This window comes from Paenibacillus sp. UNC451MF (assembly GCF_000686845.1).
Lineage (GTDB): Bacteria > Bacillota > Bacilli > Paenibacillales > NBRC-103111 > Paenibacillus_S.
In genome coordinates, this window is sequence record NZ_JMLS01000005.1 from 212,042 (window position 1) to 224,515 (window position 12,474).

General features: G+C 47.1%; 7 protein-coding genes. 5 read left to right on the forward strand and 2 right to left on the reverse strand.

The annotated features are described in order from the left end of the window. Positions 1 to 273: 273 nt before the first annotated feature. The 3 genes from BP97_RS0110410 (at position 274) to BP97_RS0110420 (ending at position 6,840) form a co-directional block, all read left to right on the forward strand. Positions 274 to 2,571, forward strand: coding sequence for a helix-turn-helix domain-containing protein (locus BP97_RS0110410; RefSeq protein WP_028549044.1), 2,298 nt, complete (start codon positions 274 to 276; stop codon positions 2,569 to 2,571). 90 nt (positions 2,572 to 2,661) lie between these two features. Continuing rightward, positions 2,662 to 5,241 carry an alpha-mannosidase gene (locus BP97_RS0110415; RefSeq protein WP_051620492.1) on the forward strand — a complete coding sequence of 860 codons (2,580 nt, stop codon included), beginning with the start codon at positions 2,662 to 2,664 and terminating at the stop codon, positions 5,239 to 5,241. Positions 5,242 to 5,499: 258 nt separating this feature from the next. Continuing rightward, a complete protein-coding gene (locus BP97_RS0110420) occupies positions 5,500 to 6,840 on the forward strand; it encodes a gluconate:H+ symporter (RefSeq protein WP_036745694.1) in 1,341 nt (446 codons plus the stop codon). Positions 6,841 to 7,035: 195 nt separating this feature from the next. On the opposite strand, the gene BP97_RS0110430 is transcribed toward BP97_RS0110420, so the two are convergent. Then, the gene (locus BP97_RS0110430; RefSeq protein ID WP_028549047.1) at positions 7,036 to 8,625 is read right to left on the reverse strand and encodes an ATP-dependent nuclease; all 1,590 of its coding nucleotides are present in this window, start codon (positions 8,623 to 8,625) and stop codon (positions 7,036 to 7,038) included. A 160-nt stretch (positions 8,626 to 8,785) separates the two neighbouring features. Then, complete coding sequence (locus BP97_RS0110435; RefSeq protein ID WP_028549048.1) at positions 8,786 to 9,886, reverse strand: PRK06851 family protein; 1,101 nt, start codon at positions 9,884 to 9,886, stop codon at positions 8,786 to 8,788. Between the two features lie 186 nt (positions 9,887 to 10,072). Between BP97_RS0110435 and BP97_RS0110440 the strand changes: the two genes are divergently transcribed. Together BP97_RS0110440 and BP97_RS0110445 are read left to right on the forward strand one after the other, a co-directional pair. Next, positions 10,073 to 10,744, forward strand: coding sequence for a FadR/GntR family transcriptional regulator (locus BP97_RS0110440; RefSeq protein WP_028549049.1), 672 nt, complete (start codon positions 10,073 to 10,075; stop codon positions 10,742 to 10,744). Positions 10,745 to 11,110: 366 nt separating this feature from the next. Further along, positions 11,111 to 12,433, forward strand: coding sequence for an ABC transporter substrate-binding protein (locus BP97_RS0110445; protein WP_231506267.1), 1,323 nt, complete (start codon positions 11,111 to 11,113; stop codon positions 12,431 to 12,433). Positions 12,434 to 12,474 lie beyond the last annotated feature (41 nt).

Sequence of the window (12,474 nt, forward strand, 5' to 3'; positions counted from 1 at the left end):
TCAAGATGGAATATGGAAAGGGCAGCGCAGCAGCTGTCCTTTTTGGGCTTTCTACAGCATCCTACTGCAAAAAGGTTGGCTTCTGATTATAGACTGAACCACAATGAGCCCGGTACATTGGAATAAGAAATACGGATACTGATAAGCTTTTTCGCTGACTGTGATTAAATCTCGTAAACGCTCACATTTTGAATCAGCTGCGACATGATTTGATATATAATCAAGACAAGGAATTGCTCGGAGATGATAGATATTGCGGCGCGGGGGGACCTTATGAAAAACCACCGAATCAATTATTTCAAGAAGCTGTTTCTTTTTTGTATTTGCATAGGGGTCCTGCCGGTCATTGCGCTGGGATACTTTTCTTATGCGAAATCTTCGGAACTGCTGCTCGATAAGGCCAAACGAAATAACACGGAAATGGTGGAACAAACCCGGCTCCGCTTTGAACAAAAGCTGAAATTAATCGATAATACCCAGACTCAGTTTATTAGCTCTGCTGCGGTCAATTCAGCTATGGATAAGAAGCTGGACAAAGATAACTACGTCTTGTACGAAGAATTGATTCAATCGTTATACCGGCTGCAAACGTATGAGTTCGGTTTATCCGAGGTGTATTTGGCGAACCTGGGACAGGACTGGATTCTGGATGGAAGCGGAAAAAAGGCAGCGGAGCAGCACAAGCTGTCCACCGTTATTCAAGAATATGCCGGTGTTCAGAAAGCTTCTTTTTGGACAATGTACAAATCGCCTTTGGTTCAAACCGGAAGTCCGATTGAATGGAACATGATGCTCGTCAAAAAAATTCCGATCCACTCGATAACCCCTCTCGGCTTATTAATCGCCTCATTGCCAACAGCAGAACTGAATAAAATGCTGCCTCAACGGAGTGAGCCGGGGGATTTTTATGTGCTGGACGATCAATATCGGGTAATCGCTTCGGGGGATCGAAATCAAATAGGGGTGAACTTATCCGGTACTCCCTTCGTGGTACGGATTGACCAGGATCAGCTTGATGGCGACCAGTTCCAGATGGAAATCGATAACGAGCCCTACGGAATTACATACAGCAAATCCAACTATAACGGTTGGATGTATGTCACGAAGGTCCATATTGAGGATATAACCAAGGAATCGAGGGCGATCGGTTGGGTCACAGCCGCTATGTGCCTAGGCCTTCTTGCATTGATTATGCTCCTGTCATTTCAAGGCTCTCGCAAGCTGTACCGCCCTATTCGCAAGCTGTACGATATTGTCTTGAGATCTCCAGAGATGGCGAGCTTATCACCGCAGAGCGATGAATTATATTGGATCGAGAAAAAATTGCACGTCCTGCTAGGAGATCAGGAACGTATGAGCGGACAGCTCCGGGAATTTTTCATGCATAAATTACTTCAGGGAGCTGTCGGCATGAACGAAATGAGGGAACGGATCCGTTCACGGGAGCTGGCTTCCTTGCAGTGGATGCGGGTCGTTTGTGTCCGAATCGATACCCTTGAAGGCAGTAAATACACGGAGATGGACAGGGATTTGCTTCTGTTTGCCATCAATAACATGGTCGGTGAGCTCATTCCTGAGCCAACGCGTTTGCCGCCTGTCGTCATCCATGAGTTTCAGGTCACTGTTGCAGGAGGCGATACGGAGCAGCCGGAAGTAACGAAAGAGCGCACCTATGAACTCGCTAAGAGGATCCAGGAAGCGGTAAGGCAATATTTGAAGCTTCCGATAAGCATCGGTATCAGCCGTGCTTTTACGGACCCGCTGAATGCCCCTCGCGCCTTGGTGGAGGCCAAAGAAGCGCTAGCGTACGGCATGCGCCTTGGGGATGAGTCGATTCTTTTTATTGAAGATATGTACCATCAATTCATGGCGGACCCTATTACTTTTCCGCAGCAAATCGTGAGTGAAATGCTGGATCACATCAAGCTGATGGATGAAGGGAAATCAGTTCAACTGCTCGATGAGTTCATGAGAGTCATCACCGGCAGGCAGATCAGCCAGCAGGAATTCCAGCTATATTTACTGCGGCTTTTGACTGAGCTTATGCGGCTGTATCAGGAGCTGGGAGGGCATATGCACGATATCGTTAAGAACGATAACTCCTTAGTGAATGAGCTGATGATGCTGAAATCGACGCCTCAAATGGTCAATTGGCTGCACTCGTCCGTTATTAAGCCGATGATTAGCTTTATAGAGAAGCGCAGCGATGTGCTCTATGCCAAAATATCCGATCAAGTCCTGGATATCATTCACCATGAATACGACAAGCCTTTGACACTAGAGCTGTGCGGGGCCCGATTGAATTATCATCCGGAGTATGTAGGCCGTGTGTTCCGTAAAGAGACGGGCTTTGCCTTCGGCGACTATGTATCCAGATACCGGTTGCATATTGCCAAAAGCTTACTGACCGGCACGACGATGACGATAACGGAAATTTCCGAGAAGCTCATGTACAACAAGCCACAAAATTTTATCCGGTATTTTCGCAAAATGGAAGGAATGACACCGGGGCAATATCGTGAGTCCTTTCACGGGAAGAAACCGGAATCCTTCGTTCCGACCGGGTTATAGCCCAATCATGTACTTATTTTGCCGACGAAGACTATCGCTTGTAGATCGGCATTATCAATATAGGAAGATGGCCATTAAAGGAGCGATTGGATGAAAACGATCGAGCAGCACCAGCACCTGTCTTCAAATGAGAGTGGTGAGACATACGTGCCTGCCGTGCACATGATTGGAAATGCCCATTTGGACCCGGTCTGGCTGTGGCAGTGGCAGGAGGGCTATGCGGAAATAAAGGCGACCTTTCGTTCCGCTCTGGACCGGATGAATGAGTTTCCGGAGTTTGTGTTCACCTGCGCGGGGGCGGCTTACTATCAGTGGATTGAAGAAAATGACCCAGCCATGTTCGCAGAAATGACTGCACGGATTGCCGAAGGGCGATGGGTCATAGTAGGAGGCTGGTGGATCCAGCCGGATTGCAACCTGCCCTCGGGGGAATCATTCGCTCGCCATTCATTGTACGGGCAGCGCTATTTTCTAGAGAAGTTCGGATTAACCGCCAAGGTTGGGTATAACGTCGATTCCTTCGGGCATCACGCGATGCTGCCGCAAATTTTGAAGCTGAGCGGGATGGATTATTACGTCTATATGCGTCCAGAAGAGCATGAGAAGAGTATGACTGGCAATTTGTTTTGGTGGGAGAGCCAAGACGGCAGCAGGGTCATGACATACCGCATCCCCCGCGGCTACAACACGCACGAATTCCGGACATCGGAGCCCAAGATTTATGATGTGATGGAGATTGCCAAGGAGCAGTGTGTCGATCAAATGTGTTTTTACGGGGTGGGCAACCACGGCGGCGGGCCGACCATTGCCAACTTGCATGAAATTCGTGTGGTCAGCGAGAAGATCGGACAGGAGGAAGTCATTCTTAGCTCCCCCAATGTGTACTTTGAGCGGATGAAGAAGCTGAAACCACCTATTCCCATCCTCGTCGATGAGCTTCAGCACCATGCCAGCGGCTGCTACTCGACCCATTCGGAGACGAAGGCGAGCAATCGTAGAGCCGAACATAGACTGTTGACGGCTGAGAAGATATCGACAGTAGCCTATCGGCTGCTCGGACATACATACGATCCTGTGTCATTCCGCAAGGCTTGGGAATGCGTTATGTTCAACCAGTTCCATGATATTATGGGCGGCTGCAGCATCAAGGAAGCGTTCGGCGATGCGAGGGAATCGTATGGATATGCGCTTCAAGTCGGAGCGGTTGCACTTAATGCAGCGGTACAAAAAATTTCATGGGCCATCGATACGTCGCGTCCTGGCATTACTTATTTGGACAAAAATCAGGATCGGACGCTCTGGGAACAAAATGATCAAGGGATTCCGGTGGTCGTGTTCAATCCGCTGTCATGGGATGTGACGGCACCGGTTGTCGTGACACAGCACATGAAAGGGATAACGGATGAATCCGGTCGTCCTGTCGACCTTCAGCATGTCCGTGCATCACGGACCAACGGCAATGATAAGTACGATACGCTGTTTATGGGCGCTATTCCTGCTATGGGCTACAGGGTCTATTGGATATTTCGCAATAAGGAATTTGCTGCAGGTTCTCATAGTGTAGCGGCTTCATCGGGGATAGCGGTCTCAACCGGCAGCTTATCGGCTGCGGCTAATTCCTTGGAGAACGAATACGTTCGATTGGAGATTGAGCCGCATACCGGTTATATCAAAAGCTTGTTTGACAAGCGGGAGGGCGTAGAGTTAATCGATGGCCGGGGTGCGGTTCCTATCGTCGTAGACGAGCATGACAGCGACACATGGGGACATGGAATTTTCCAATACCGCAATGAATTGGGCCGCTTTACAGATGCGCAGGTCAAGCTGATCGAAGACGGACCTATACGGGCTATGCTCAGAATAACGAGTTGTTACGGGCATTCTGCGATGCGTCAGGACTTTACGCTGTATAGGAACAGTGCGGATGTCAAAGTCAGAGTGAAGCTGGATTGGCACGAAAAGCACAAAATGCTGAAGCTGTCGTTTCCGGTGAAGGTCGATGAGCCACAAGCGACGTACGAAATTCCATACGGCTTTTTGCAGCGTCCGGTAAACGGGGAAGAGGAGCCAGGGCAGCAATGGGTGGATGTGACCGGAACTGCAACTTACCATAGTGCCACGGAGGGGGAGGTAACTGGAAAATGCACCTGCGGATTAGCCCTCTTGAACGACAGTAAATACAGCTTCGATGTCAAGGAGAACGATCTGCGTATGACTCTCGTACGCGGAGCTATATTCGCCGATCATTATGGTGAGCGGGACGATTTGTGTGAGTATATGGATCAAGGGGAGCAGCAATTCGCCTACACTTTAGTTCCGCATGCCGGTAGGTGGCAGGAAGCGGGGGTAGCCCGCAAGGCGTTCGAGCTGAACGTGCCTCCAGTTCATATAGTAGAGACTTATCATAAGGGAAGTCTGCCGCAAAGCAGCTGCGGAATCAGCTTGTCGTCCGATCAAATTATAGCTACAGTGTTCAAGAGAGCGGAGGACGGAGACGGTTACCTTCTTCGGTGCTACGAGACGAGCGGCAATGAAGCGGAGACAACAATAGAGCTTCCTATGCTTGGACGCACATGGACGGCTCATTTCGGTCCGTGTGAGATTAAGACCTTCAAGCTTCCTGATCTTGCGGACCTTCCAATACAAGAGACGAACCTGCTGGAATTATAAGCGCACCAACTTATCGCGCACTTTTTCCTATCCTACTGATATAGAAGAAAGCACGGGCCTTGTGGTCGGTGCTTTTTTAGTGTGCTTGCGGGGTTATAAACCATTGGATAGCCTACCATCTCGGAACATGGGGAGGGTGCATAAAATGAAGAATCTCGTCGCAAAATAGCAAATAGTAAGTTTTACCCAAAAAGTAGAAAAATGACATTGAAGTAAATGCAGGATGGATATAAGGCTTGAACTTGAGGAGGAAACAGGATGACTTGGCTGGTGGAAGCTTTGCCCTTAGTTTGGATAGCTCTCGGCGTAGTTCTGATGTTGGTCCTAAATATTACCTTCAAATTAAACAGCGTGCTGGCTCTGCTAATCGTGTCGGTGATAGTAGGGATATTGGAGGGGGAGCCGCTGGATAAGCTGGTGCTATCCATCCAGAACGGATTTGGGGGCACTTTAGGAAGTCTGGCACTGATTATCGGCTTTGGGGTAGTCATTGGCAAGCTAATGGTCGATTCGGGAGCCGCGCAGCGAGTAGCCACGACCATATTAAATAAATTCGGCAAACAAAATGTACAGTGGGCAATTATGCTGTCCGGTCTCATTTTTGGAGTGTCGATGTTTTACGAGGTCGCCTTCGTCATTCTGGCTCCGCTGGTCGTCAGTATAGCTATTGAAGCGGAGGTCGCCTTTCTTCCCTTGGGGATGACGATGGTAGCGGCAGCCACCACAGCGCACAGCCTGTTTCCTCCACAGCCTGGTCCCACAGCACTCGTAGCCGCTTATCACGCGGATATGGGGATGGTATACATTTACGGGATTATCGTGGCTATTCCAACGATTATCTGCTCTGGCATTATTTTGCCGAAGCTGCTCAAGAACTTGGATAAGCCTGCGCCTCCGATGCTGCAAAAGCCTAAAGTGTTCACGGAACAGGAAATGCCCAGCTTCGGGATAAGCTTGTTTGTACCGCTTATTCCAGCCATTATTATAACAGCTGCAACCATACTCAAGCTGGTAATGGACCCCAAGAGCGAAGCGTTTATCATTATTAACTTCCTTGGAAGTGCGGTCATTAGTATGTTCATCGCCGTAATTGTCGGGATATTCGCTTTCGGGTTAAATCGCGGCAAAAAAATGCCGGAGATTATGACCTCGTTCGCTGACGCTATCGCATCGGTCGCCATGATTATCTTCATCATAGGCTCTGGCGGCGCATTTAAGCAGGTCATATCCGACTCGGGTGTAGGCAATTATATAGCGGCTCTGATGCAGAATTCAGTCATATCGCCATTTATTATGGCGTGGATTATAACGGTCATACTAAGGCTGGCCACAGGAGCAGGGACGGTTTCGGCGATTACCGCAGCGGGGATTGTGGGACCTCTCATTCCTACCTTTCATGTGGACCCAGCGCTTATGGTGCTTGCCACGGCTTCGGCGAGCAATACGATTACGCATGTGAACGACGCGGCGTTCTGGCTGTTCAAGGAATATTTCAATTTGTCGATTAAGGATACGTTTAAGACGTGGGGGTTACTTGAGTTAACGAACTCCGTAGTCGGGCTGATTATTGTTTTGATATTGAGTTTGTTTATCCATTGAAATAAAAGAGGGGCAGCTGGTTGGCAGCTCCCTGGGTTTGTAGAGAAACCAGTGATGCTGCAAAATTGCGTTTGTCTCCTCTGGGGAATCCCCCATCTCCCACCTTTCGCATTTTATTAGGAATTGATTTCTCAATAGCCATTAGGGAAGCTGATTAGTCAGCTTCCCTTCTTCTTTATGTGGCTGAGTCACAGTTTATCTGCTCTTGAACCATGAAAACATTGCTTTCAGCTGCTTCTCCAGCAAGGAGAGATGTTTATAATCGGTCAGCAAGTTTTTTACTTCCACTGCTAGCTGCGCTTTTTGTACAGAGGTTTCGGGGTACAGTCGTTTAAAGGCTTCTGAAAATTTATCCAATGGCCCATCTTCGCCTTTATTGGGATTTTTCCTAGCATTTTGTAAGTCCTCTACCGTAATAGAGGACTCATGGACAATGTTAAGGGCGGAGACCAGAAGTTCGTCCTCCATCATGTCTTCAAGCTCGCAAGAATCAAAGCCCTCTCGTTCCAACATAATGATGTTCACTTTGTTAGTAAGGCTCTTGTCTTTAGAGATTTTGTCCAGGGCATTCTTTCCTGGTTGGTCATTATCTACGATGACGCAGGTCGACAGGCCGGTCTCTGAAATCACTTTGGCATAGAAATGAGAATTGCTGACGCCTTCAGCACTGAATATATTGATCTCGTCCAAATGGAAACTTGCATTATTGCGATTCAAAAAGAGCTCCATGATTCTAGGGAAAAGAATCTTTTCGGAGAGCCCCTCAACCACGAGGTTATATTGTCCGAGAAACAAGGAATCGCTCAGATGAATGCCTAGATCATTTTTCAATTCGAACCAGTTGTTCCGAACGGCATTTGTGGAAACTATGGTTTCTTTGTCTACGTTACGTTTGACGTGAAAGACGCACTCGTGGTCTGCTCTGTCCAAGAAAATTTGGGAATGAGTCGTCAAAAATATTTGAATTTGTGTTGAGAAGGCCTTTAGGTACTTAAACAATTTGCGCTGTATACCGACGTGCAAATTGGTTTCCGGTTCTTCAAGAGCGAGGACGTAGTCGGATTTATTCAGCATGAGATTGTAGGCGAAGAACAGGACCAGGTAGGTTAGCTGCTGGACCCCGGAGCTTTTATCCCTGAACGCATTACTGTTCCCATGCTCGTCTATGATCGTAACATCAAACAACATTTGTTCTGGATTGGTTATATGGAGGGATACAGCAATTTGCTGATCCCAAATATCTTTAATAAGCTGATTGGCGAACGTTTCAATGCGCTGAATGCTCTCGAGATTTGGTAGCTTAATGTATTGATTAAGGGATTGGACGCTGATTTCCTTATCGGAAAGATCTCCTAGGTAGATGAAGCTAGGAAGATGTTCTTTAAAAATATAATGAGTTTCATGTATTTTATCCCAGCTATCACTTATACGTTTGATAAGAAAAGATTTATCATTATTTATGAAACGAGCTTTCATCACAAGCTTATTGTCAAAAATGGCACTTGGAGAATTATTGATAATGGAATCAGGCAAATCTGTAAAGCAAATTTCAATTTCGTAACTATAGTCAAATTCACTAAACCTATTGGAAAGAAAGTTATTTAATGATAAAGGCAGATCTGAAGGATCAAGCTTATCTTTATTAAAAAAGGCATTCAGCGCCTTAATGATGTTGCTTTTGCCAACGTTATTAGATCCGATAAAAATATTCAGATTGTCATGAAACGTAAGCTCAAAATCTCCTAAAGATTTGAAGCCATTGGTTCTAATGGATTTGATTTTCATAGTATACCTTTCGACATTTTTTTACAGTTTCTTATTTGAAGTCATTATACTTGGTTCTAACTGGATAGTCTATCCAGAAAAATGAAATGTCTCCATGAAAAAAGAGCCACCATTGAAATGGAAGGCTCTTCAAGTTGACTATCTAAAAACATAAATAGAATCAATCACTCAAAACAGTTAATGAAGTTATCTCTTGCAAAATACGCTCGCGAATACGATCCACGACCCGGAAATCCATAGCCTGAACATAGATTTGCTCCAGCTCGTCATGAAGAGATTTGGCTTCAGCCAAATGCTGAGTGGACTGCTTCATTTGAGTGGTATACCTCTGCTTAATTTCGCTTAGCACCTCCGCGTTAGCTTCGTCCGTCCCTGGCTTGATGCAGCGAAGATACATATCGACGATATCGTCTCCTGCGCGGTCCGGGAAATATTCATGCGGCGCGGTGCTGTCGAATATTGCGAAACCGAGCTCACGTACGATGATCATGTCGAGGCTGTTAGGATCGAATCCGCAATGATAAATTTCAATGTCGAATCCGCGTTCGATAGCTGCAGCTGCCAGCTTTTTCAGCATGGTCGATTTACCAGAACCGGGACGGCCTTTGAGGAAGAAGCGTCTGGCCAGGCCTTCCGTCAGATTGGGGACAAAATCGACCGCTCCTGTTGGCGTAGCAGCTCCCAGGAAGCGATGATCTACCCGGCCTTGCTTCTCTAGCTGAAGATCCCCGTACAAAATATCTTTATATTCCTCGGTCAGCTCATCGGCTGCCGCAAAATCCATCGTATCGAAATAAACAGCCTCCCACTCATCATGAATCCGCAGAGCTTCTGCAAATCCAGCGTATGCGCGTTCGTAGGCTTGCTTGATTTGCTCGTTCAAAGCGGCAATGGTATCCCTTTGCTCGTTCAGTTCAGATGCATCCCAAGCTTCTCCAAGATTGACGTATTGCTCTACTGCGCCGGGCAGCTTAGGTTCGATGACATGTGGTGCCGTCCCATCGACAATACCGATCTTAAGGCTTGGAACAATCAGTCCATCCAAAGAATCGCTGTCCGAGGCGCAATGGATCAAGAGAATATCATGCCCGTTGTTTACCAAGTGGTCTCCGATAAAACGAATCAAGCTGGATTTCCCCGTTCCAGGTCCCCCTTTTAAAATATAAAGACGATCCAGTCCTTGTAACGAAGAATCGAAAAGATTCGAGAAGCCGTGAGCTGTATTGCCGCCTGCAAAAAAGTTTCTGACGTTTCCTGTCATTTCCGACACACCTTTCTGGGCTAATGTCATGGTTGCCTAGTTCATCGTATTATCGATCTGTTGAAAAGGTGCGGCTAATTTGCGTTAGGTTCAAAATAAGGAAGTGGTGGGTTCTTTTCCTAAACATAATTGCTATAATGGACTAAAATGAGCTGTTTAATGGGAGAAGGAAGGGAAGAACGAAGCATGAAGAAAATTAACAAGCTGAGGATGCATGAGATGGTTGCCGACGAGCTCAAGACATTCATCCGGGAGCGGGATCTGAAGCAGGGTGACAAGCTTCCTTCTGCCGAGGCGATTATGAAGCTCCTGGGGGTCGGACGTTCTTCTTTACGAGAAGCGCTCCGCTATTTGGAAGCGACGGATGTGGTCGAGGTCGTTAATGGGAAGGGAATCTATGTGAAGGAAGCGGCACAATATCAGATGTCCGCCAAAATAAAAGTTGAGGATGAGAAGTCCGCCCTTCTGCAGCTGATGGAGGTTCGCCGGGCACTGGAGGTGCTTGCGGTACAGCTGGCAGCGCAGCGCTCTACAGCAGAAGATATCGAGGAAATGCGGTACTACTTACACGAAATCGAAACAACGGAAGGACCAGGCAGCTCGGTAGCGGATATGAAGTTTCACCAAGCCATTTATAAAGCCGCAGGCAATCCGATTTTGCAAAGTCTGGTTGAATCCGTCTGGGAGATGTTCTCAGTGTTCTGGAATGCCCCGCTAGGAAGACAAGAGATTTTTAACGATAGTTTTCCATTTCATCAGACCTTATTCGACGCCATAGTTGAGCAGAATCCGACAAAAGCTTGTGAGGAATTGAATAAAATGATGAATAGCATGGAGAAATCGATTCGTAATGTATAGTCCATGTTATTTATAATTACATCATGGTTCTACAAAATTCGATAGAACGCTTACAATGAATAAATTTGAGTTAGGAAACATAACAAAAAAATATTGACTTCGTCCAAACCCCATATTATGATTTGGATAATTAGCAGACCTTAACCTGTCATACAGGTATATAGGTTAATGAGAGATGAATAGGAACCTTTTTTAAAACCTTAACGTCCCTACATACAGAGGGTAGCAAACTATAAGCTTGCTATCATACAGGTATACAGGTGATACATCACATTGGTAAGAGCTTCCGTAATACACGTATTGCAGCGGAGGACTATAACAGACTCATGTCTTGTATAGAAAATAACCATGGTGGAGGTTGGTATTGTGAAGGGGACAAAACGATGGTTGGCCGTTTCATTGATTCCAGTTTTGGCGGCGGGCGCATTTAGCGGATGCTCGAGCGGCGAGACGAAGGGATCGACGGATGGGGGCAGCAGCTCCGGAACCGTCACGCTGAAGATGATCGAAAGCTTGACCAGTCCGGCTCGAACCGATGTCATTAAGAAAATGATCGCCAGCTTCGAATCCGCAAATCCCAACATCAAGGTTGAACTCATCTCTCCTCCACTAGAAAGCGCAGATAATAAAATTTCCACCATGCTGGCGGCCAAAGAAGCTCTCGACGTACTGGAAGTACGCGACGTAACCGTGAAGCAGTTCGTCACCAATAAATGGATTGCCGATTTAACCCCGTACACATCCTCTTGGAGCAACTACAAAGACCTCAATGCCAACTCGCTCGCCATGGCCAACTATATTGACCAAAAGCCCTATTACATACCTTACGGACTTTATCAGAAAATGCTGTTTTACCGAAAAGACTGGTTCGATCAAAAAGGTCTGACTCCGCCAAAAACGTGGGAGGATTTGAGCAAAGCCGCCAAAACGCTGACCGACCCAGCTAACAATCGTTTCGGTTATTCGTTCCGGGGAGGCTCGGGTGCGGATGGATATATTGTCGATCTGCTGCGCGACTACAACGGTAAGAATGTGAATACCGATGATGCGATGTTCTTGAAAAGCGGCGCAACCATTTTCAGCACCCCGGAAGCTAAGCAAGGGATGCAGCTGTACGTGAGCTTATACAAGGACGGTTCCCCGAAAGATTCCGTCAACTGGGCGTTTGCCGAGCAGGTGCAGGGCTTTGTCTCCGGAGCTACCGGTATGCTCATCCAAGACCCTGACACTATCGATCCGGTGAAGCAAAAGCTGAAGGAAGGCACATGGGCTACCGCACCGATGCCGACAGGTCCCTCAGGTGCTTCGCACTATAAGGTAGGAGCTGCAGGCTGGGGAGTGACGTCCTATTCCAAGCATCCGAAGGAAGCATGGAAGCTGATCGAATTCATTTCCAGCCCAGAGCAAAATGCCGTGTTCACGAAAGTAGCGGGAGTGATCCCGATTCATAACAGTGCATCCGTCGATAAATATTTCAAGGAAGGCGCTTATAAGCCTTATATTGATATGGCGAACGACACCGCCCATTACATCCCATACAAGCCGGAGACGGATTATAAAGGCTTCGGTGAATGGAGAAAAATCGTTCAACAGGACGCTCAAGGAGTCCTCCTCGGACAGTTGACGATCGATGATGCTTTGAAAAAATGGGACACTTACTGGGTCAACGAGAAAAAGCAGGGGAAATAAGCCAGTTTATTCAAACGACGGGTAGACGCCGTGCTGCCCGT